Origin of the sequence: Nocardioides sp. PD653-B2 (assembly GCF_002117935.1) — a bacterium.
Taxonomy (GTDB): Bacteria; Actinomycetota; Actinomycetes; order Propionibacteriales; family Nocardioidaceae; genus Nocardioides.
In genome coordinates this window covers 1-20,299 of the sequence record NZ_BDJE01000007.1, presented here as the reverse complement: position 1 = coordinate 20,299, position 20,299 = coordinate 1, and the positions used below count along the sequence as shown (strand labels likewise).

The window sequence follows — 20,299 nt, the reverse complement described above, 5'->3', positions numbered from 1 at the left end:
TGTCGGTGCCCGCCCGTAGGCTGGACGCATGCGACCAGTGACCGATCTCGAGCGCCGGGTGGCGCCGTTCAAGGTCGTCTCCGACTACCAGCCGTCGGGCGACCAGCCGGCCGCGATCGAGGAGATCACCAAGCGGATCAACGGCGGCGTCCAGGACGTCGTCCTGCTCGGCGCGACCGGCACCGGCAAGACCGCGACCGTGGCCTGGGTGGCCGAGCAGGTGCAGCGGCCGATGCTGGTGCTCCAGCCCAACAAGACGCTGGCCGCGCAGTTCGCCAACGAGCTGCGCCAGCTCTTCCCCGACAACGCGATCGAGTACTTCGTCTCCTACTACGACTACTACCAACCCGAGGCGTACGTCCCCCAGACCGACACCTACATCGAGAAGGACTCCTCCATCAACGAGGAGGTCGAGCGGCTGCGCCACAGCGCCACCAACTCGCTGCTGACCCGGCGCGACGTGATCGTGGTCAGCACCGTGTCGTGCATCTACGGCCTCGGCACCCCGCAGGAGTACGTCGACCGGATGCTGCGGCTGCGAGTCGGTGAGGAGCGCGACCGCGACTCGATCCTGCGCCAGCTCGTCGAGATCCAGTACACCCGCAACGACATGTCGTTCACCCGCGGCACGTTCCGGGTCCGCGGCGACACGCTCGAGATCTTCCCGGTCTACGAGGAGCACGCCGTCCGGATCGAGTTCTTCGGCGACGAGATCGAGCGGCTGATGACGCTGCACGCCGTCACCGGCGAGGTCATCACCGACGACACCGAGCTCTACGTCTTCCCGGCGACCCACTACGTCGCCGGCCCGGAGCGGATGGAGCGCGCGATCCGGGGCATCGAGCTCGAGCTCGAGGACCAGCTGGCCGTGTTCGAGAAGCAGGGCAAGCTGCTCGAGGCGCAGCGGCTGCGGATGCGCACGACGTACGACGTCGAGATGATGCGTCAGGTCGGCTCCTGCTCGGGCATCGAGAACTACTCGATGCACATGGACGGCCGCACCCGCGGCTCCGCGCCGAACTGCCTGCTCGACTACTTCCCCGAGGACTACCTCGTCGTGATCGACGAGTCCCACGTGGCCGTGCCGCAGATCGGCGGCATGTACGAGGGCGACATGTCCCGCAAGCGCAACCTGGTCGACCACGGCTTCCGGCTGCCGAGCGCGATGGACAACCGGCCGTTGCGCTGGGAGGAGTTCCTCGAGCGGATCGGCCAGACCATCTACCTCTCCGCGACGCCCGGCAACTACGAGCTCGACAAGGTCACCCCGGCCGGCGGCCAGCCCGACGTCGTCGAGCAGATCATCCGACCGACCGGCCTGGTCGACCCCGAGGTCGTGATCAAGCCGACCAAGGGCCAGATCGACGACCTGATCCACGAGATCCGCACCCGGGCCGACAAGAACGAGCGGGTCCTGGTCACCACGCTGACCAAGAAGATGTCCGAGGACCTCACCGACTACCTCCTCGACGCCGGCATCCGCACCCGCTACCTCCACTCCGAGGTCGACACCCTGCGCCGGATCGAGCTGCTGCGTGAGCTGCGGATGGGCGAGTACGACGTCCTGGTCGGCATCAACCTCCTGCGCGAGGGCCTCGACCTGCCGGAGGTGTCACTGGTCGCGATCCTCGACGCCGACAAGGAGGGCTTCCTGCGCTCCGACAAGTCCCTGATCCAGACCATCGGCCGCGCCGCCCGCAACGTCTCGGGCCAGGTGCACATGTACGCCGACCGGATCACGCCCTCGATGGAGTCCGCGATCGAGGAGACCAACCGGCGCCGCGAGAAGCAGGTCGCCTACAACGTGGCGGCCGGGGTCGACCCCCAGCCGCTGCGCAAGAAGATCGCCGACATCACCGAGATGCTCGCCCGCGAGGACGAGAACACCCAGGCGCTCCTCGAGACCTGGGCCGGCACCGCGGCGAAGGGCCGCGCCGGCGGGGTCAAGGCCCGCCAGCCGGTGCCGGGCCTCTCGCGGGCGGCGGCCGGCCAGCACGCCGCCGACATCGCCGGGATGCCGAGCTCCGACCTGGCCCAGCTGATCCAGGAGCTCACCGACCAGATGAAGAGCGCCGCCGCCGAGCTCCAGTTCGAGGTCGCCGCCCGGATGCGCGACGAGATCTCCGACCTCAAGAAGGAGCTCCGCCAGATGATGGAGGCGACGCGATGAACGCCTGGCACGCACGCTGGCCGCGTTCTCGTCGGTCGCAGGCCACACCCGGGCCAGCTTCCCTCCTCGGCCTTGCCATCGCACGCCCCAGACGTCCATCGGAGGCGACGTGAGCGGCATCAAGCAGGTCCAGGTCACCTTCGACTGCGCCGATCCCCGGGCGCTGTCGACCTTCTGGAACGCCGCCCTCGGCTACGAGTTCCCGGCGCCGCCGCCGGGTCATGCGTCGTGGGACGCGTTCTCCGCGACGCTGCCGCCCGGCCTCCAGAACTCCGCGTCCGCCTCTGAGGACCCCGCCGGCGCCGGCCCGCGGCTGTTCTTCCAGCGGGTGCCCGAGGGCAAGACGGCCAAGAACCGGGTCCACCTCGACGTCCGCGCGGCGCCCGGGCTCCAGGGCGACCAGCGGATGGCCGCCCTCGAGGCGGAGAGCGAGCGGTTGGTCGGCCTCGGCGCGACCCGGGTCCGGCGCCACGAGCCCGGGCCGCCGATGGACGCAGGTCACATCGTGATGCAGGACCCCGAGGGCAACGAGTTCTGCCTGGACTGAGCGGGACGCGCCCGCGGACTCGATCACCGGGGACCGGCGATCCGAGACTCCGGTCGGCTCCTTAGACTTGCCGGAGTGACGTCGACCGCCCGCACCGCGTACGCCGTCTGGCTCGTCGGGCTGGCGGTCTACTTCCTGGCGGTCTTCCACCGCTCCTCGCTCGCCGTGGCCGGCCTGGCCGCCACCGAGCGGTTCGACATCTCGGCCGCGCAGCTCGCGACGTTCACGATGCTCCAGCTGCTCGTGTACGCCGGGATGCAGATCCCGGTCGGCCTGCTCGTCGACCGGTTCGGGTCGCGCAGCGTGCTGCTCTGCGGGACGATCATCATCACCGCCGGTCAGGTGGGGTTCGCGCTGGCGGACAGCTACCTGCTGGCCCTGGTCGCCCGGGTCTTCGTGGGCATGGGCGACGCGATGACCTTCATCTGCGTGCTGCGGCTGGTCGGCTACTGGTTCCCGGCGCGCCGGATCCCGCTGATCACCCAGCTGACCGGGACGCTCGGCCAGCTCGGCGCGGTCGGCGCCGCGATCCCGATGACCTGGGCGTTGAGCCACCTGGGCTGGACCAAGGCGTACCTGGTCGCCGCCTCGGTGGGCGTGGTGCTCGTCGTGCTGCTGCTCCTGGTGCTCCGCGACTCGCCGACGACGACCCACCTGCGCGGGCCGGTGCTGTCCTTCTCGGCGGTCCGCTCCAGCCTGGCCGCGTCGTGGTCGCACCCGGGCACCCGGCTCGGCTTCTGGATGCACTTCACCACCCAGTTCAGCGCCACCGCGCTCAGCCTGCTGTGGGGCTACCCCTTCTTCGTCCGGGGCGAGGGGCGCAGCTCGTCGACCGCCGGCATCCTGCTCACCGTGATCGTCCTGGCGGTGGTCTGCTCCGGTCCGGCTCTCGGCTGGCTGGTCGGCAACCACCCGTGGCACCGCTCCACGATGGTGCTCTGCATCGTCGCGGCGATCGTCGCCGTGTGGACCGTCGTCCTGCTCTGGCCGGGCAACGCCCCGCTCCCGGTGCTGGTGCTGCTCGCCGTGGTCGTCGGCGTCGGTGGACCTGCCTCGATGATCGGCTTCGACCTGGCGCGCACGTCGAACCCGTCGGAGCGCTTCGCCAGCGCCAGCGGGATCATCAACCAGGGCGGGTTCCTGGCGAGCCTCGTGCTCGTGGTCGTGATCGGCATCGTGCTCGACTGGCGCACGCCCGGCGGCGGTTCGTCGTACACGCCGTCGGCGTTCCGCTGGGCGATGAGCACGCAGTACGTCCTCTGGGCGGTCGGCCTCACCCAGGTGTGGCGCTACCGGGTCAAGACCCGCAGGGTCGTCGACCGTGACGAACTCGAGGGTGTGCTCGCGACCCCTCCCGGGTAATGATCCCGGCATGACGACCATTGATCTAGGCCGACCCGTCCAGGGCGACGTGGTGGAGCTGATCCTCGACGACCACCGACGCTTCGAGACCCTGCTCCGCGACCTGCGCGACAGCAGCTCCGACCGCGACGCCGTACGTCGAGCCTTCGCCACCCTCCACGTCGCACACGCCGAGGCCGAGGAGAAGTTCGTCTACCCGAAGCTCCGCGGGAAGCACGCGGTCGGGGAGCACGAGGCCGAGCACGGCAAGGAGGAGCACGCCGAGGGCCACGAGGCGCTGCTCGCGGTCCTCGAGCTCAAGGGCACCGACACGCAGGCCTTCGACGATGCGGTCGAGGAGCTCGCCAAGCTGGTCAACCACCACATCACCGAGGAGGAGCTCACGATCCTCAACCCGGCCCGCGAGGAGGTCGGCCCGCAGGTGCGCGCCGAGCTGGGCGAGCTCTTCGTCACCGAGCGCAACAAGCAGATCGACGACGACTGCGGCACGCTCGCCAACGTCCGCAAGATCGTCGCCGAGGCCCGCAAGGAGGGCCTGCTCGACGACGACGAGGACGAGGACGAGGACGACTGACCGTCGGGAACGGCCGGCCTGGTCGACACGTCCGAACAGCCCTCGTCGCCGTCCGACCTGGAAGCTGCGCGGGTCCGTTCGCTAGGTTCGCGGGGTGGACGTCTCCGAGCTCCAGGCCTACTGCCTTGCGAAGCCTGGCGCCTGGCCGGACACCCGTGGGACCACGAGCACCCGGTGATCAAGGTCGGGCCGGGGGAGTCTGGCAAGATCTTCGCGTTCCTCGGCGCGAACGGCGTCGGCGTCAAGGGCGGCCCGAGCCGGGAGGTCGCGGACGAGTGGCTCGAGCGGTTCCCGGACGACGCGAGCGTGATGCGCTACATCGGCCGGTCCGGGTGGAACGACCTGGCCTTCGGTGGCACGATCCCCGACGACGAGCTGCTCGAGGCCGTCGACGAGTCCTACCGGCTGGTCGTCTCGAAGCTGCCGCGCAAGCACCGCCCCGACGGTTGGGACGCCTGACCCGGGCCTGGCCTAGGGTCGCTCGTGCCGGACGACCGCGAGGCTGACCAGGCGGGCGACGACCAGGGCGACATAGAAGACGCCGGCCACCATCTCCACCATCGCCAGGGACCGCGCGTGCGCCTCCACCGGCAGCACGTCGGAGAGGCCGACGCTGGTCAGCGTCGTGAACGACAAGAACAGCAGGTCGAACCACGGCCGCGCGCCGGCACCGTCGGCGCCGATGAACGACCCGGGCCAGACGACCTGGGCGGCCGCGAACACGTACGCGAAGCCCCAGGCGACGACCGTGAAGGCCGCGCCGGTCGCGAAGAGCTCGTCGCGGGTCACCCGGTCGTCGTGGAAGAGGTAGCGGAGCATCGCGTAGGACACGTAGAAGTAGAACGGCGCGTGGAACAGCGCGGAGCTCAGCACCACCCCGTCGACGTCGGGCTGGACGGCCTCGATGACCGTGAGCACCATCGCGGGCCCACCGAGCAGCACCGCCACCCAGGTGAGCGCCGGCGTACGCCGGACCGCCGCGAGCGCGGCGAGCACGATCCCGAGCTGCACGACGCCGAGCACCGCACGCCCCCACGCCGTGTCGTCGAAGAACGGATAGGCGAGGACCGCCAGGAGCTGGGCGGCGAGCAGGATCGCCGAGGGGTGCGCCAGGACGGTGTCGAGGTGCTGGCGTGGCCTCACTCGGACGCCTTGTCGTTGGGCGTCCACGGCTGACCGAGCTCCTTGGCCCGCTTCTTCTCCAGCCTGCGTTCGTGGCTCGCGACCAGCTCGCTGCGGCGGACGGCGACCCGGACGAGGTTGATCCCGGTCCCGAGCATCACGAAGCCGGGCCAGAAGAAGCCGCCCCACATGACCAGCGACCAGATGACGACGCAGATGATGCTCGGGACCAGGAAGCCGATCGTCGCCTCGCGCACGTCCGCCCGCCACGCCGCGACCGCCCGCCGGTGGATGTCCTCCGCAGTGGCCCGGGCCAGTCCCGACCGGGTCGGCGTCAGGCTGGTGGAGACCAGGTCGTCGACGATCGCCGGGAGCTCGCCGAGGGTGCGCGCCGCGACCGTGCGGTCGCTGCGCTCGTCGTACTCCGCCCGGTCGAGCCGCCCGTCGGCGTAGCCGTCGGCCAGCACCTGCTGGATCACGGCACGGTCCTGATCCGATGCCCGGAGCGCGGCGTGCTGCGGGTCGCGCGGGTCGTGGGTGAACGAGGACCAGACCTCGCCCGAGCTCGTCACAGGTGCGCCATTTCCACGTCCACATCGTAGAAGGAGTCCTGGTCCAGCCCACGGCCGCCGAACGTTTCGTCCACGTGACCGAGGGGGAGGTGGGTCGTTGGATGGGGCCGGGGAGACACGGAGTGGACACTCGTTGCCTGAAACGAGAACACGTTCTACTCTGTGACGGCTGTCTAGACCGATCCGGGGAGGGTGTGGCGTGGCGTTCTCTGCTGTGTCGGTCATCCGCGGTCCCGGCGAGATCGCCGCCATGGTCGTCGACGTCTCCAAGCGGGCCTTCACCACCCGGTTCCAGTTCCGGGAGTTCGTCGAGCAGGCGTGGTTCATCACCAGCGTCACGCTGATGCCGACGATCCTGGTGTCGATCCCGTTCGGCGCGGTCATCTCGCTCCAGGTCGGCAACCTGACCGGCCAGCTCGGCGCGCAGTCCTTCGCCGGCGCGACCGCCGTCCTCGCCGTCGTCCGCGAGGCGGCCCCGATCGCCGCCGCGCTGATCATCGCCGGCGCCGCGGGCTCCGCCATCTGCTCCGACCTGGGGGCGCGCAAGATCCGCGAGGAGATCGACGCGATGGAGGTCCTCGGCGTCGACCCGATCGCCCGTCTGGTCGTGCCCCGCGTCCTTGCCACCATGTTCGTGGCCTTCATGATCATCGGGATCGTGATCGGCGCCGGCATCGGCGGCGGCTACTTCTTCACGGTGATCATCCAGGGCGGCTCGGCGGGCGCGTTCCTGTCGTCGTTCACCGCGCTGGCGAGCATCTCCGACCTCTACATCGCGATCGTGAAGGCCGTGATCTTCGGTGGCATGGCCGCGATCGTGGGTGCCTACAAGGGCCTCAATGCCGGCGGCGGCCCGAGCGGTGTGGGTCGCGCCGTCAACGAGTCGGTGATCATCGCGTTCATGCTGCTGTTCTTCGTGAACGCGGTCATCACCGCCATCTACTTCCAAGTCGTCCCACCCCCGGGGCTCTGATGGCGTCGATCTCGAGCTTCGGTTCCGCCGCGATCCGCGGACCCCGCAACGCGCTGGAGCAGTACGGCGACCAGCTGCTCTTCTACGTCAAGGCGCTGCTCTGGGTGCCGCGCGCCATCAGGCGCTACCCCCGCGAGATCCTCAACACCCTCGCCGAGGTCACGTTCGGCGCCGGCGGCCTGACCCTGATCGCCGGCTCGGCCGGCGTCATCGCCTTCTTGGCCTTCTTCGCGGGGACCGAGGTCGGCATCCAGGGCTACGCCTCCCTCAGCCAGATCGGCGTCGCGAAGTTCAGCGCCTTCATCTCCGCCTACTTCAACACCCGCGAGGTCGCCCCGCTGATCTCGTCGATCGCGCTGGCCGCCACCGTCGGCTGCGGCTACACCGCCCGGCTCGGCGCGATGCGGATCTCGGAGGAGATCGACGCGCTCGAGGTGATGGGCATCCCGTCGCTCCCGTTCCTGGTGACCACCCGGATGATCGCCGCGTTCGTCGCGGTGATCCCGCTGTACGTCGTGGCGCTGAGCGCGTCGTACCTCTCACCCCGGCTGATCACGACCTACGTCTACGGGCAGTCGCCGGGCACCTACGACCACTACTTCCTGCAGTTCCTGCCACCGATCGACATGCTGTGGTCCTTCTTCAAGCTGCTCTTCCTCGCGGCCGCGGTGATCCTCATCCACTGCTACTACGGCTACACGGCCTCGGGCGGCCCGGCCGGCGTCGGCATGGCGGTGGGGCGGGCGATCCGCACCAGCATCGTCACCATCGTGGTCGCCGACTTCTTCCTCAGCTTCGCGATCTGGGGCTCCACCACCACGGTCAGGATCACCGGATGATGGCCACCCCACGAGAGCCTGTGCTTCCCCCGATGCGCTCCTCCAGCCCACGCTTCCGCGGGGACCCCGGATGCTAGTCAACGTCCACCACGACAGCCCGGCGGAGCACCGTCGGCTGCTGGTCGCGGGTGTCGTGTTCCTGACCGTGATCGCACTGATGGTCGGGCTGTCGATCGCGATCTACCAGAAGACCTTCGTGGACGTCACGACCGTCACGATCAAGGCGGACCGCGCCGGTCTGCAGCTCGCGAAGTTCGGCGACGTCCGCATCCACGGCGCGCTGGTCGGCCAGGTCCGCTCGGTCGACGAGGAGGGCCACCAGGCCTCGATCGAGGTGGCGCTCCAGCCCGACGAGGCGGAGCGGATCCCCGACAACGTCTCGGTCCAGATCCTGCCGACGACGCTCTTCGGCCAGAAGTTCATCTCCTTCGTGACGCCCGACGACCCGTCGTCGACGCCGCTCGCCGACGGCGACGTGATCCCGGCCGACCGGGTCGAGACCAACGTCGAGCTGAGCCGGATCCTCGCCAACCTCTTCCCGTTGCTGCGCTCCGTGCAGCCCGCCGACCTCAACATGACCCTGAACGCCCTCGCGACCGCGCTCGGCGGCCGCGGTGAGCAGCTCGGCGACACCATGGACCAGCTCGACACCTACCTCGGCGAGATCGACGACCACCTCCCGACGCTGCGCGAGGACCTGATCAAGCTCGCCGATGTCGCCGACACCTACGACCTGGCCGCCCCCGACCTGCTGGGCGTGCTGCGCAACATCACGGTGACCGGGCAGACCGTGATCGACAACAAGCAGGAGATCGGCACCTTCTTCTCCGATCTCCAGGGGCTCGCCGACACCTCCACCCGGGTGCTCAGCGACAACGAGACCAACATCATCCGCGTCGGTCAGGTCACCGAGCCGATGCTGCGCCTGCTCGCGGTCTACTCGCCCGAGTTCCCCTGCCTGATCAAGGGCGCCGCCCGCTACGCCCCGCGCCTGGCGCGCACCTTCGAGGGCAACCAGATCAAGCAGTACATCGAGTTCGGCACCGCCCAGTACCGCGCGTACGACGAGCGCGACCGACCCGTCTACGGCGAGGTCGGCCACGGACCCTGGTGCCTGGGGCTGCCCTACCCGCCGGTGCCCAGCCCACCGATCGCGCTCGAGGACGGCAGCGACGCGGACGACCACCCGCCGACCAGCCCGCTCCCGGGTGGGGCCAACCGCGTCGGTGCCGACTACTCCGGCAGCGAAGGCGAGCAGCAGATCGTCAACGCCCTGCTCGCCCAGCGCAGCGGCCGGGCCGCCGACAGCTACGGCTCGCTCGGGTCGCTGATGTACGGGCCGCTGGTCCGCGAGTCCGGCGACGGCAGCGGGGGTGGGCGCGGATGAGCCGCAACTCGACCACCATCGCCGCCGGCATCAAGCTGCTGGTCTTCACGATCGTCTCGATCATGGTCACCGGCCTGCTGGCCGCGATCATGGGCAACGTCGGCTTCGGCGCCGGCACGACGTACCAGGCGGTCTTCACCTCCGCGTCGATGCTCGAGAAGGGCGACGATGTGCGCGTCGCCGGCGTCAGCGTCGGCGAGGTGAAGAAGGTCGAGCACTACGACCGCACCCAGGCCCTGGTGACCTTCCGCGTGAAGTCGGAGGTGCCGCTCACGACCGCGTCGCAGGCCGAGATCCGCTTCCTCAACCTGGTCGGCGACCGCTACCTGGCCCTCGAGGAGGGATCCGACGCGGGCGCCGAGCCACTCGAGTCGGGCGACACGATCCCCGTCAGCCAGACCACGCCGGCCCTCGATCTGACCACGCTCTTCAACGGCTTCCAGCCGCTCTTCCAGGCACTCGACCCGAAGCAGGTCAACGACCTGAGCATGAACCTCGTGCAGGTGCTCCAGGGCGAGGGCGGGACGGTGCAGGGGTTGCTGGCGAAGACCGCGTCGCTGACCAACACGCTGGCGGACCGCGACCAGCTCATCGGCAGCGTCATCGACAACCTCGGCCAGACCCTGCAGACGGTCGACAGCCGGCACCAGCAGCTCAACGACCTCGTGGTCGGCCTCAAGAACTGGATGACCGACCTCGCCCGGGACCGCGACACGATTGGGTCGTCGCTCGAGAACCTGTCCGACCTGACCGTGGTCGTGGCCGACCTGCTGCGCCAGGGCCGCCCGCTGGTCAAGTCGGACGTCGCCAAGCTGCGCCGGCTGGCCGCCCTGCTGAACCAGAAGCAGAACAGCGCGCAGATCACCGAGCTCCTCGACCGGCTGCCCGAGTCGATGTCCGACCAGACCCGCACCGGCACCTACGGGTCTTGGTACAACTACTACATCTGCGGGTACAGCGGCCGGATCAGCCTGCCCGCGGGCCTGGGGGACATCCCCGGCGTGCGGCAGCTGATGAGTCAGCTCAACAACCTGAGTTTCCACTCGACCGCGCCGAGGTGCAACAAGCCATGACGCGCTACAGCGAGGCCCGGATCCTGCGCCTGGGGGCGATCACCGTCGTGGTGATGCTCGTGATCATGGCAGCCTCCTTCAACCTGTCCCGGTTCCCGGGCTTCGGGGGCGACACCTACCAGGCGCTCTTCACGGACGCCAGCGGCCTCCACAAGGGCAACATGGTCCAGATCGGCGGCATCCGCGTCGGCCGGGTCCAGAGCGTCAGCCTCGAGGACAGCAGCAAGGTCCTGGTGAAGTTCGAGGTCGACCACGGTGTCGACTTCGGCACCGAGAGCTCGGCGTCGATCGAGGTCCTCAACCTGCTCGGCGAGAAGTACCTCGACGTCACGCCGGCCGGTCCCGGACAGCTGTCCGGTGACGACCCGATCCCGCTCGACCGCACCCAGTCGGCGTACGACATCGTCGGCGTCTTCGGTGACCTGACGACGACGACCGAGCGGATCGACACCGACCAGCTCTCCCGGGCGCTCGACATCGTCGCCGACACCACGAACAAGGCGGCACCCGAGATCCAGGAGAGCTTCCGGGGCATCTCGCGGCTGTCGCGGAGCGTCGCCTCCCGCGACGAGCAGATCCAGGCGCTGCTGAAGAGCTCGAACGGCGTGAGCAAGGTGCTCGCCGCGCGCAGCGCCGACCTGGTCGACCTGATGAAGCACAGCGACCTGGTGTTCCAGGAAGTTCAGCGACGCAAGGAGGCCATCCACCTGCTCCTGGTCAACGCCCGCAGCCTGGCCGTCCAGCTCAAGGGTGTCGCCACCGACAACCAGGAGCAGATCAAGCCGGCCCTCGCGGAGGTCGACGACCTGCTCACGCTGCTGAACAGCAAGGACAAGGAGCTGAAGGCGACCCTGCACGCCCTCGGCCCCTACGTCTCCATCCTCGGCAACATCATCGGCACCGGACCGTGGTTCGACGCGTACGCAGTCAACCTGGCCTCGATCCCGACCGGTGAGTTCCAGCCCGGCTCGATCGGGGACGAGTGATGAGCATGGGGAACAAGGTCAGCGGCCGGGCGATCGCCGTGGCGCTCGCCGTCGTGCTGCTGACCGCGACGTTCTTCTTCGTGCGCGGCGACGACGACGGCTCCAAGACCGTCACGGCCCACTTCCCGCGCGCGGTGAGCATCTACGTCGGCAGCGACGTGCGGATCCTGGGCGTCAACGTCGGGCGGGTGACCGCGGTGACCCCCGAGGGCAACTCGGTGCGGGTCGACATGTCGTACGACGCCCAGTACAAGGTGCCCGACGACGCCAAGGCCGTGATCGTGACGCCGACCCTGGTCGCCGACCGGTTCGTCCAGCTCACGCCCGCGTGGAGTGAGGGCGACCAGCTGATGGCCGACGGCGCCGACATCGCGCTGCCCGACACCGGGGTGCCGGTCGAGCTCGACCGGATCTATGCCAGCCTGCGTGACCTGTCGGAGGCCCTCGGGCCGAACGGCGTCAACAAGGACGGCACCCTCGACCACGTCCTGCGGGCCGGCGCCCACGCGCTGAAGGGCAAGGGCAAGCTCGGCAACGAGATGCTGACCAACCTGGCCGCGGCCGCGCAGACCTTCGGCGAGGGCAGCGGCGACCTGTTCGCCACGGTCAGCCAGCTCGCCCAGTTCACCGGCACCCTGGCCGACAACGACAAGGTGGTCCGGGCGTTCATCCGCGACCTGGCAGGGGTCTCCTCGCAGCTGGTCGACGAGCGCACCGAGATCCAGGAGGCGCTCGCCGCGGTCGCCCGGGCGGTGGGCACGGTCAAGGCGTTCGTGCACGACAACCGTCAGGCGCTGGTCACCGACGTCGAGAAGCTGACGGCCGTCATGAAGACGATCAACTCCGAGAGGGACAGCATCGACACCGCGCTGCAGGTCGCCCCGGTCGCGATCGGCAACCTCAGCCTCGCCTTCAACAACAAGTCGGGGTCGATCGGTTCGCGGATCGGCATCAGCGGCAACGTCTGGGACGCCGACGGCTTCCTGTGCGGCGTCGTCCAGCAGTCCGGCCTGCCGCGGGCCAGCAAGGACCTCGCCTGCCAGCTGTTCAAGCAGCTGCTCGAGCCGGTCGAGGGCCAGGTCCCCACGATCCCGCCGGCGTCCGGCAAGCAGCGCGCGCCGCTGCCCGGCACCGTCAACGAGGAGTCGCAGTCGCGGTCGGTGCAGCAGCAGTACGCCGCCGACCCGGGCGCTGACTCCCTCAGCCGGCTCATGGGCGGCGCCTCGTGAACCGGATGCTGCGCTGGGTCGTCCCGCTCACCGGCCTCGCGCTGGTTGCGACGGGCTGCAAGTTCGACGGCGCCTACGACCTCCCGTTGCCCGGGTCGCCGGTCGACGCCGACCACTCCTACGAGGTCACCGCCGAGTTCGCCGACATCCTCAACGTCGTCCCGCGCTCGCCCGTGATGGTCGACGACGTGACCGTCGGTGAGGTGACCGAGGTCGAGCGGGTCGGCTGGCACGCCCAGATCACCTTGCGCGTGCGCGACGACGTGACGCTGCCCGACAACGCGATCGCCGACATCCGCCAGGTCAGCCTGCTCGGTGAGAAGTACGTCGCCCTCGAGGCGCCCACCGACGTGAGCCCCACGGGCACGCTGTCGGACGGCGACAACATCCCGCTCTCGGCCACCGGGCGCAACCCGGAGGTCGAGGAGGTCCTGGGCGCGCTGTCGTTCCTGCTCAGCGGTGGTGGTGTCGGCCAGCTCGGCACGATCACCCAGGAGCTCAACAACGTCATGGACGGCCGGACCGGGCGGCTGCGCCACCTGCTGGGCTCGCTCGAGGACGTCGTTGGGACCCTGGACGACCAGAAGGCCGACATCATCCACGCGATGGAGTCCATCGACCACCTCACCGCGACGCTCAACACCGAGAAGACCACGATCACCGACGCGCTCGACGTGGCCGGCCCCGCAGTCGACGTGCTCGCCGCCCAGCACGACGAGCTGATCGCGATGCTCACGTCGCTCGACCACCTCGGCGTCGTCGGCACCCGTGTCATCGGCGCCAGCAAGGACGACATCCTGAAGTCGCTCGCTCACCTCCAGCCGATCCTCCAGAAGCTCAACGAGGCCGGCGACTCGCTCGCGCCCGGCCTCAACCTCCTGGTGAGCTTCCCGTTCCCGAAGGAGGCCTCGGAGGTCGTCAGCGGCGACTACGCCAACACGTCGATCCGGGCCGACATCAACCTCGAGAACCTGATCCCCAACGGCGGCGGCGGTGGCGGGATCCCGCCGGTCGTCCCGGACCCCGGCCAGATCCTCTCCCAGGTGGAGAGGTGCCTGAAGAGCGGCGACATCACGAGCAAGGCCTGCTTGAAGGTCCTCGACGACGCCGACCGCGTCAAGCAGCTGCGTAAGCAGTGCAAGAAGAAGAAGTACGACGGCAACCCGGTCTGCTCGATCATCGAGGCCGTCCCGGGCGGCGACGGGCCCGACCTCCCGGGCCTGCCCGACCTCCCCGGCGTCCCGGGCCTGAGCCGGCTGCTCGGCGCGACCGCGCTCGGCGACGCGCTCAGCAGCGGCGACCCGAGTCCGGCGCCGTCGCAGGCGGCGCTCTACGGAGGTGCCTGGTGAAGCGCGGCATCAAGGTCCGGATCGCGGCCTTCCTGGTGCTCAGCGCGGTCGGCATCGTCTACATCGCGGGCACCTACCTCGGTCTCGTCGACCGGGTGCTCGGCCGCGGCATCACCGTGCACGCCACGCTGCCGACCTCGGGTGGCCTGTTCGAGGGCAGCGAGGTGACCTACCGCGGCGTGAAGATCGGCAAGGTGTCGTCGATGCACGCGACCGAGGACGGCGTCCGTGTCGACCTGGCACTCGAGGACGGCACGAAGCTGCCGCTCGACTCGAAGATGTACGTCCACAACCTGTCCGCCGTGGGGGAGCAGTACCTCGACTTCGAGCCGCCGGACGACGAGAAGCCGTACGCCGAGGCCGGCGACACCCTCACCGGCACCGCCGACTCGCTCCCGGTCGACGAGGGCGACCTGCTGGTCGAGCTCGACCAGTTCGTGAGCTCCGTCGACAAGAGGAGCCTCCAGACGGTCGTCAAGGAGCTCGGCGACATGTTCGAGAACACCGGCGTACCGCTGCAGCGGCTCCTCGACAACGGCAGCGAGTTCGTCCAGGAGGCGTCCGACCACACCGCCGAGACCATCCGGCTGCTCGACAAGGGCAAGCGGGTGCTCTCCACCCAGCAGGGCGAGAGCGAGAACATCCGCACCCTCTCGCACGACCTGCGCGGCATCACCCGGGCGCTCGCGGACAGTGACGACGACCTCGAGACGACCCTCCAGGGCACGCCCGGGACCGCCCGCGAGGTCGACGCGCTCCTCCGGGACCTCGAGCCGACGCTGCCGATCCTGCTCGGCAACGCGGTGAGCATCAACCAGGTCGTCGTCTCCCACCTGGCCGGTGTGGAGCAGCTCCTGGTGACCTACCCGCGCACGATCTCCGCGGGCTTCACCGGCACCCCCGGCGACGGCTACGGACACGTCAACCTGCAGACGGACGGCACCCCGCCGTGCACGGAGGGCTACAAGCCGCGCAACGAGTGGCGTCCGCCCAGCGACCTGACCGACAGCCCGATCTTCCCGGCCCAGTGCGCGAGCGGTCCGCCGTACGTCATGCGCGGCCCGAAGTACTCGCCGGGATCGTCCCGGAACCCGTCGCCCGGCCGCCTCTACCGTTCGTCGTACGACCCGTCGACGGGAATCGTGTCGGGCGCCGTCGACGCCCAGGGGAACCCGGTACGGTTCGTCGATCAGGGCAACCTGTCGATCCTGGGAGGGGACTCGTGGAAGTGGCTGCTGGTGGGTCCGGTGGTCAGCCGGTGAGCAAGCCACGGCGGTCGCTGTTCGGTCTGAACCTCGCGCTGCTCACCTCGACCATGATCGTGCTCGTCGTCTGCGTCCTGCTGGCCGGTGCCGTGGTCATCGTCGGAGCCTTCAGGGCCGTGCAGGTCCACCAGGACCGCGCGACCGAGAGCGTCGAGCAGGAGCGATTCGGTGACGTCCTCACGGCGGCCGGCGACGAGGTGGAGGCCTTCATCAACATCGACTACCGCAAGGCGCAGGAGAGCATCGACGCCGTCGCGGCCGGCGCCACCGGTGACTTCAAGAAGCAGTACGACACCTCCACCGAGGGCGTCGTCGACGTGCTCGAGAAGAACCAGTCCGTGATGGACGGCACGGTGCTGTGGGCCGGCGTCGTCGACGTCGACTCCGACAGCGCGACCGTCATCGCCGCCACCACCGGCACCGTCGCCAACGTGTCCACGGACAACAAGCCGGTCGCCCGCAGCTTCCGGCTCAAGCTCGACCTGGTCCGCGTCGACGGCGTGTGGCTCACCAACAACCTCGAGTTCGTGGGCTGATGGCCGACAACCCCCGCAAGCCCGTCGTCGGGTCGCGCAACCCGACCGGACGACCGCGCAAGATCGCCGGCCAGCGGCCGGCTCCCGAGCAGCCGGTCGGGTCGGAGCCCATCGAGCCGCCGCCCGTCGAGGCCCCGCCCGCCGACCCGGGGGCCGACGCCCCGGCAGCCGGCGAGTGGCCGACCTACCAGATCGACCCGTCGCCGGTGAGCCCGGCACGACCGCGTCGTCCCGGTGCGTTCGGGAGCCGGACGGCGACGGTGATCCTCGGCGTGCTGCTCGCGGTGCTGCTCGTCGCGGGGGCCCTCGAGGTCCGCTACCTGTGGTTCCACGACGAGCCGACGGAGTCCGCGCAGCGCCCGGTCGTGACGGGGGAGCTGTCGTGGCGCGTGGGGGTCGAGGCCGCGGCGACGTCCACGGAGGAGATCCTCTCGACGTCGTACGAGAACTACGACGAGCAGGTCGACCAGGCCACCGCGAAGATGACCGACACGTTCGCGAAGGAGTACCAGCAGACCTCCGACGAGATCAAGGACCAGTTCGTCGCCAGCGAGACCGAGCTCCAGGTCGAGGCGGTCGCCCAGGGCGTCGTGCGCGCCTCGTCGGACGAGGTGCAGGCGCTGCTGTTCCTGAACCAGTACGTGCAGAAGAAGGACGAGAACGGTCAGCCGACGACCGACTACGCGCAGTACCGTGCGCTGGTCACCGTGGTGCACACCGACCACGGATGGCTGGTGTCCGGGATCGAGACCCAGTGAGGGTGCTGGACATCGCGGGCCGGGCCGACTAGTTTCTGACAAACTAGAACACGTTCCAGTTGAGACCCCGGCGGGAGAGGAGAAGGATCGCGGCGTGGCCGACACCGATCTCTCCACCGACCTCCTCATCATCGGCGCGGGTCCTACGGGCCTGTTCGCGACCTACTACGCGGGGTTCCGCGGCCTGCGGGTCGCGGTGGTCGACTCGCTGCCCGAGCTCGGTGGGCAGATCACTGCGATGTACCCCGAGAAGCAGATCCTCGACGTGGCGGGCTTCCCGAGCGTCAAGGGGCGCGACCTGGTGGAGGGCCTGGTGACCCAGGCCGCGACCGCCCACCCGGAGTACTTCCTCGACCGCACGGCGCTGACGCTGCGCGACGACGGTGACACGGTCACGGTCGGCCTCGACGACGGCACCGAGATCCACGCCAAGGCGGTCCTGATCACCGCCGGCATCGGCAAGTTCAGCCCGCGGGCACTGCCGGCCGGCGAGGGCTGGCTGGGTCGGGGCCTCGAGTTCTTCGTGCCGAGCTTCGCGCCGTACGCCGGCAAGGACGTGGTGATCGTCGGCGGCGGCGACAGCGCCTTCGACTGGGCGCTGCACCTCGAGCCGGTCGCGCAGTCGGTGACCCTGGTCCACCGTCGCGACGCCTTCCGGGCGCACGAGCGCACCGTCCAGCAGGTGCGTGACTCGTCGGTCGAGATCGTCACCCGGGCCGAGGTGTCCGCCCTCGCCGGCAACGGCCGTCTGGAGTCGGTGGAGATCACCGTCGACGGCGAGACGACGACCCGGCCCGCGCAGGCCGTCGTGGCCGCGCTCGGCTTCATCGCCGACCTCGGGCCGCTCCAGCAGTGGGGGATCGAGGTCTCCAAGCGGCACGTGCTGGTCGACCCGTCGATGCGGACCAGCCTGCCGCGGGTCTTCGCGGCCGGCGACATCACCGAGTACTCCGGCAAGGTCCGCCTGATCGCCGTCGGGTTCGGCGAGGCCGCGACCGCCGTGAACAACGCCGCAGTCGTCATCGACCCGAGCGCCCACGTGTTCCCCGGTCACTCGAGCGAAGGCTAGGAGAAGAGACGCCATGAAGATCAAGGTCGACTTCGACCTATGCGAGTCCAACGCCCTCTGCGAGGCGATGGCCCCCGAGGTGTTCGAGCTGGACGACGACGACTACCTCCAGCTCAAGACCGAGGAGACGACCGACGAGAACATCGCGAACGTGAAGCGTGCGGTGGCCGCCTGCCCGCGCGCCGCCATCTCGCTGGAGGACTGAACGCGTGAGTGACACCTCGCTGGACGGCAAGGTCGCCGTCGTCACCGGCGCCGGAGCGGGCCTGGGTCGCGCCGAGGCGCTGGCCCTGGCCGACGCCGGCGCACGGGTTGTGCTCAACGACCTGCCCGGAGGCGCCGACGAGGCGGCCGAGGAGATCCGCTCCCGCGGGGGCGAGGCCACCGTCGTGGCGGGCGACGTGGGGGAGCGGGCCACCGCCGACGCCATGGTCGCCGCGGCGGTCGACGGGTTCGGCGGCCTCGACATCGTCGTCAACAACGCCGGCGTCACCCGCGACCGGATGCTCTTCAACATGAGCGACGAGGAGTGGGACCAGGTCATCCACATCCACCTCCGCGGCCACTTCCTGCTGTCGCGCAACGCCGCGGCGTACTGGCGGGCGAAGGCGAAGGAGACCGGCGCCCCGGTCGGCGCCAGCGTCGTCAACACGGCCTCGGAGGCGTTCCTCAGCGGGCCGCCGGGACAGGCCAACTACGGCGCGGCCAAGGCCGGCATCGCCGCGCTGACCGTCTCGACCGCGCGGGCGATGGCGAGCAGCGGCGTCCGCGCCAACGCGATCTGCCCCCGGGCGCGGACCGCGATGACCGCGCAGGTCTTCGGAGAGGACACGTCGGGCCTCGAGGTCGACCCGTACTCGCCCGCGCACGTCGCGCCGGTCGTCGCCTACCTCGCCTCGCCGGCGGCTGCGCGGATCACCGGCCAGGTGTTCGTCGTGTACGGCGGGATGGTCGCGCTGGTCGCGGCTCCCGTCGTCGAGCAGCGCTTCGACACGTCGGGGACGATCTGGACCGCCGACGACCTCGACAAGCAGCTCGGTGGCTACTTCGACGACCGCGACCCGGCGGTCGGGTTCGCCGCCGACTCGATCATGCGACTGACGGTCTGAGAGAAGGAAGCAGCATGGGGCGGATGGACGGCAAGATCGCGATCGTCACGGGCGGCGCGCAGGGGCAGGGCGCGGGCATCTGCCGGGCCTTCGCCGCCGAGGGTGCCAAGATCGTCGTCGCCGACGTGGCCAAGGAGGCCGGGCAGGCGCTGGCCGACGAGCTGTGTCAGACCACAGGGGGCGCGAACGCCCACTTCGCCGACCACGACGTGAGCGACCAGGCGTCGTGGACCGCGCTCGTCGAGGAGACCAACGAGCGCTTCGGGCCGGTGAACGTGCTCGCCAACAACGCCGGGATCCTCCGCTTCGGCGAGATCGAGCGGATGCCCGTCGAGGAGGTCGAGCTGCTCTGGCGGGTCAACCAGCTCGGCTGCTTCCTCGGCATGAACGCCGTCACCCGCACGATGCGCAAGAACGGCGGCGGGTCGATCATCAACGCGTCGTCGGTCGAGGGGATGGCCGGGATGCCGGGCTGCACGGCCTACGCCGCGACCAAGTGGGCGATCCGCGGCATGACGAAGTGCGCCGCGATGGAGCTCGGGCCCAAGGGCATCCGGGTCAACTCGGTCCACCCCGGCATGATCGACACCCCGATGACGCGCGTGCACGGCGGCGACGCCGCGATGGAGTACGGCGCCTCGAAGGTGCCGCTGCGCCGGGTCGGCACGCCCGACGACATCGCCCCGCTCTACGTCTACCTGGCCAGCGACGAGTCGTCGTACGTCAACGGCGCCGAGATCTCGATCGACGGTGGCGTGACCGCGACGCACGCGTTCGGCGGTTGACCCGATGGCGAACCAGCGTGGCCAGATCGTCATGTCCCACGACGAGCAGGTCGAGTTCCTCCACCAGCAGCGGTCGTGCACCCTCGCGACGTTCGGCCCGCAGGGCCAGATCCACCTCGTCGGCATGTGGTACGCCGTGATCGACGAGCACCTCTGGTTCGAGACGAAGAAGAAGGCGCAGAAGACCGTCAACCTGCGCCGCGACCCGCGCTGCAGCTTCCTCGTCGAGGCCGGCCACACCTACGACCAGCTCCGCGGCGTCGCCATCGAGGGCACCGCCGAGGTGATCGAGGACGAGGCCGTGGTCTGGGACGTCTGCGTGAACATCTTCGAGCGCTACAACGCGCCGTACTCCGAGGAGATGAAGCCGTTCGTGGAGTTCATGGCGAAGAACCGGGCCGCCGTACGCCTCGACACCGCGCGGGTCCGCTCCTGGGACCACCGCAAGCTCGGCCTCCCGGCCATGGAGCTCGGCGGCTCCACCGCGGCCTTCCTCGAGTAGCAGCCCCGGTGGTTGAGGTGCGACGAGCGCTAGCGAGGAGCCTCGAAACCACCCTGTGGGGCTGTGGTCGTCCCGGTGGTTGAGGTGCGACG

At 69.7% G+C, this 20,299-nt stretch carries 22 protein-coding genes; 20 read left to right on the top strand and 2 right to left on the bottom strand.

Going from position 1 to position 20,299, the window contains the following annotated elements; translation table 11 throughout:
- Positions 1-28 precede the first annotated feature (28 nt).
- The 5 genes from uvrB (at position 29) to PD653B2_RS02770 (ending at position 5,112) form a co-directional block, all read left to right on the top strand.
- Positions 29-2,170 carry an excinuclease ABC subunit UvrB gene (gene uvrB / locus PD653B2_RS02790; protein WP_085870807.1) on the top strand — a complete coding sequence of 714 codons (2,142 nt, stop codon included), beginning with the start codon at positions 29-31 and terminating at the stop codon, positions 2,168-2,170.
- 109 nt (positions 2,171-2,279) lie between these two features.
- Entirely contained in the window at positions 2,280-2,717 is a 438-nt protein-coding gene (locus PD653B2_RS02785; RefSeq protein ID WP_085870806.1) for a VOC family protein, read from the top strand.
- Positions 2,718-2,792: 75 nt separating this feature from the next.
- A complete protein-coding gene (locus PD653B2_RS02780) occupies positions 2,793-4,079 on the top strand; it encodes an MFS transporter (RefSeq protein ID WP_085870805.1) in 1,287 nt (428 codons plus the stop codon).
- 10 nt (positions 4,080-4,089) lie between these two features.
- Complete coding sequence (locus PD653B2_RS02775; RefSeq protein WP_085870804.1) at positions 4,090-4,653, top strand: hemerythrin domain-containing protein; 564 nt, start codon at positions 4,090-4,092, stop codon at positions 4,651-4,653.
- Between the two features lie 174 nt (positions 4,654-4,827).
- Positions 4,828-5,112: an MmcQ/YjbR family DNA-binding protein gene (locus PD653B2_RS02770; protein WP_085870803.1), complete on the top strand. Its 285-nt coding sequence runs from the start codon at positions 4,828-4,830 to the stop codon at positions 5,110-5,112.
- A 12-nt stretch (positions 5,113-5,124) separates the two neighbouring features.
- Here the strand turns inward: PD653B2_RS02770 and PD653B2_RS02765 are convergent, their stop codons facing one another.
- Positions 5,125-5,796 (bottom strand): potassium channel family protein, encoded by a 672-nt coding sequence (locus PD653B2_RS02765; RefSeq protein ID WP_085870802.1) that lies wholly within the window; start codon positions 5,794-5,796, stop codon positions 5,125-5,127.
- Positions 5,793-6,347: a DUF1707 SHOCT-like domain-containing protein gene (locus tag PD653B2_RS02760; RefSeq protein ID WP_207559235.1), complete on the bottom strand. Its 555-nt coding sequence runs from the start codon at positions 6,345-6,347 to the stop codon at positions 5,793-5,795. The genes PD653B2_RS02765 and PD653B2_RS02760 overlap by 4 nt, the downstream gene beginning before the upstream one ends.
- 250 nt (positions 6,348-6,597) lie before the next feature.
- On the opposite strand from PD653B2_RS02760, the gene PD653B2_RS02755 reads away from it, so the two are divergent.
- The 15 genes from PD653B2_RS02755 (at position 6,598) to PD653B2_RS02685 (ending at position 20,207) form a co-directional block, all read left to right on the top strand.
- Positions 6,598-7,320, top strand: coding sequence for an MlaE family ABC transporter permease (locus tag PD653B2_RS02755; RefSeq protein ID WP_085870847.1), 723 nt, complete (start codon positions 6,598-6,600; stop codon positions 7,318-7,320).
- A complete protein-coding gene (locus PD653B2_RS02750; RefSeq protein WP_085870800.1) occupies positions 7,320-8,159 on the top strand; it encodes an MlaE family ABC transporter permease in 840 nt (279 codons plus the stop codon). The genes PD653B2_RS02755 and PD653B2_RS02750 overlap by 1 nt, the downstream gene beginning before the upstream one ends.
- A 70-nt stretch (positions 8,160-8,229) precedes the next feature.
- A complete protein-coding gene (locus PD653B2_RS02745; RefSeq protein ID WP_085870799.1) occupies positions 8,230-9,546 on the top strand; it encodes an MCE family protein in 1,317 nt (438 codons plus the stop codon).
- Entirely contained in the window at positions 9,543-10,619 is a 1,077-nt protein-coding gene (locus PD653B2_RS02740; protein WP_085870798.1) for an MCE family protein, read from the top strand. Before PD653B2_RS02745 ends, PD653B2_RS02740 begins: the two co-directional genes overlap by 4 nt.
- Positions 10,616-11,605, top strand: a complete 990-nt coding sequence (locus PD653B2_RS02735; protein ID WP_085870797.1) for an MCE family protein — start codon at positions 10,616-10,618, stop codon at positions 11,603-11,605. Before PD653B2_RS02740 ends, PD653B2_RS02735 begins: the two co-directional genes overlap by 4 nt.
- Entirely contained in the window at positions 11,605-12,834 is a 1,230-nt protein-coding gene (locus tag PD653B2_RS02730; RefSeq protein ID WP_085870796.1) for an MCE family protein, read from the top strand. Before PD653B2_RS02735 ends, PD653B2_RS02730 begins: the two co-directional genes overlap by 1 nt.
- 5 nt (positions 12,835-12,839) lie before the next feature.
- Positions 12,840-14,183, top strand: coding sequence for an MCE family protein (locus PD653B2_RS02725; RefSeq protein ID WP_089503869.1), 1,344 nt, complete (start codon positions 12,840-12,842; stop codon positions 14,181-14,183).
- Positions 14,180-15,445, top strand: a complete 1,266-nt coding sequence (locus PD653B2_RS02720) for an MlaD family protein (RefSeq protein ID WP_165763306.1) — start codon at positions 14,180-14,182, stop codon at positions 15,443-15,445. The genes PD653B2_RS02725 and PD653B2_RS02720 overlap by 4 nt, the downstream gene beginning before the upstream one ends.
- Positions 15,442-15,984: a hypothetical protein gene (locus PD653B2_RS02715; RefSeq protein ID WP_085870793.1), complete on the top strand. Its 543-nt coding sequence runs from the start codon at positions 15,442-15,444 to the stop codon at positions 15,982-15,984. The genes PD653B2_RS02720 and PD653B2_RS02715 overlap by 4 nt, the downstream gene beginning before the upstream one ends.
- On the top strand, positions 15,984-16,742 hold the full coding sequence (locus PD653B2_RS02710; RefSeq protein ID WP_085870792.1) for a hypothetical protein: 759 nt from the start codon (positions 15,984-15,986) through the stop codon (positions 16,740-16,742). The genes PD653B2_RS02715 and PD653B2_RS02710 overlap by 1 nt, the downstream gene beginning before the upstream one ends.
- A gap of 94 nt (positions 16,743-16,836) precedes the next feature.
- Positions 16,837-17,811 (top strand): NAD(P)/FAD-dependent oxidoreductase, encoded by a 975-nt coding sequence (locus tag PD653B2_RS02705; RefSeq protein ID WP_085870791.1) that lies wholly within the window; start codon positions 16,837-16,839, stop codon positions 17,809-17,811.
- A gap of 13 nt (positions 17,812-17,824) precedes the next feature.
- Positions 17,825-18,016 carry a ferredoxin gene (locus PD653B2_RS02700; protein ID WP_085870790.1) on the top strand — a complete coding sequence of 64 codons (192 nt, stop codon included), beginning with the start codon at positions 17,825-17,827 and terminating at the stop codon, positions 18,014-18,016.
- A gap of 4 nt (positions 18,017-18,020) precedes the next feature.
- Positions 18,021-18,920 (top strand): 3-oxoacyl-ACP reductase, encoded by a 900-nt coding sequence (locus PD653B2_RS02695; RefSeq protein ID WP_085870789.1) that lies wholly within the window; start codon positions 18,021-18,023, stop codon positions 18,918-18,920.
- A gap of 23 nt (positions 18,921-18,943) precedes the next feature.
- Entirely contained in the window at positions 18,944-19,705 is a 762-nt protein-coding gene (locus PD653B2_RS02690; RefSeq protein ID WP_242665113.1) for an SDR family NAD(P)-dependent oxidoreductase, read from the top strand.
- A 4-nt stretch (positions 19,706-19,709) separates the two neighbouring features.
- Positions 19,710-20,207: a pyridoxamine 5'-phosphate oxidase family protein gene (locus PD653B2_RS02685; protein ID WP_085870787.1), complete on the top strand. Its 498-nt coding sequence runs from the start codon at positions 19,710-19,712 to the stop codon at positions 20,205-20,207.
- Positions 20,208-20,299 lie beyond the last annotated feature (92 nt).

Bases quoted from the DNA above. Each gene is read 5' to 3' on its own strand.
- PD653B2_RS02730 (WP_085870796.1), top strand. From the start codon at position 11,605: ATGAGCATGGGGAACAAGGTCAGCGGCCGGGCGATCGCCGTGGCGCTC.
- PD653B2_RS02725 (WP_089503869.1), top strand. From the start codon at position 12,840: ATGCTGCGCTGGGTCGTCCCGCTCACCGGCCTCGCGCTGGTTGCGACG.
- PD653B2_RS02735 (WP_085870797.1), top strand. From the start codon at position 10,616: ATGACGCGCTACAGCGAGGCCCGGATCCTGCGCCTGGGGGCGATCACC.
- PD653B2_RS02745 (WP_085870799.1), top strand. From the start codon at position 8,230: ATGCTAGTCAACGTCCACCACGACAGCCCGGCGGAGCACCGTCGGCTG.
- PD653B2_RS02710 (WP_085870792.1), top strand. From the start codon at position 15,984: ATGGCCGACAACCCCCGCAAGCCCGTCGTCGGGTCGCGCAACCCGACC.
- PD653B2_RS02775 (WP_085870804.1), top strand. From the start codon at position 4,090: ATGACGACCATTGATCTAGGCCGACCCGTCCAGGGCGACGTGGTGGAG.
- PD653B2_RS02700 (WP_085870790.1), top strand. From the start codon at position 17,825: ATGAAGATCAAGGTCGACTTCGACCTATGCGAGTCCAACGCCCTCTGC.
- uvrB (WP_085870807.1), top strand. From the start codon at position 29: ATGCGACCAGTGACCGATCTCGAGCGCCGGGTGGCGCCGTTCAAGGTC.
- PD653B2_RS02750 (WP_085870800.1), top strand. From the start codon at position 7,320: ATGGCGTCGATCTCGAGCTTCGGTTCCGCCGCGATCCGCGGACCCCGC.
- PD653B2_RS02740 (WP_085870798.1), top strand. From the start codon at position 9,543: ATGAGCCGCAACTCGACCACCATCGCCGCCGGCATCAAGCTGCTGGTC.
- PD653B2_RS02755 (WP_085870847.1), top strand. From the start codon at position 6,598: ATGGTCGTCGACGTCTCCAAGCGGGCCTTCACCACCCGGTTCCAGTTC.
- PD653B2_RS02685 (WP_085870787.1), top strand. From the start codon at position 19,710: ATGGCGAACCAGCGTGGCCAGATCGTCATGTCCCACGACGAGCAGGTC.
- PD653B2_RS02690 (WP_242665113.1), top strand. From the start codon at position 18,944: ATGGACGGCAAGATCGCGATCGTCACGGGCGGCGCGCAGGGGCAGGGC.